The organism is Borrelia persica No12 (genome assembly GCF_000500045.1).
Taxonomy (GTDB): Bacteria; Spirochaetota; Spirochaetia; order Borreliales; family Borreliaceae; genus Borrelia; species Borrelia persica.
This window is the reverse complement of record NZ_AYOT01000243.1, coordinates 1-293: the sequence shown is the minus strand read 5'-3', so window position 1 is coordinate 293 and position 293 is coordinate 1. Positions and strand designations below refer to the sequence as shown.

Annotated in this window: 1 protein-coding gene; it reads left to right on the top strand. The window is 32.4% G+C overall.

Annotated features, from left to right (window positions below; all coding sequences use genetic code 11):
• A partial coding sequence (locus U881_RS0110120; protein ID WP_024654281.1) for a DUF228 domain-containing protein occupies positions 1-293 on the top strand: 293 nt, incomplete at both ends.

Here is a 293-nt window from a genome sequence, read left to right as displayed (position 1 = left end):
ACAAACGTAACTGAACTAGTAAAGCAATATGAAGAAAAAGCTAAAGCTCTTAAAAAGTTAATGAAGAATCCTACCAATGATGCTGGTGTTTTTAGCAATACAGCTGATTTTAAGGGTAAAAATTTACACTTTGCTAATCAAGGTGGTACTGTAACAAGTCGAACTGATAAACTAGAAAATTACTTCTTTAAAGGATATCCATATAAGAGAGGAGTAAAACGAGTAGTTGATACAACATCACAAGATAATCAACCACATTATGAACCACATGTTGAAATTGGTGGTGAAGATGA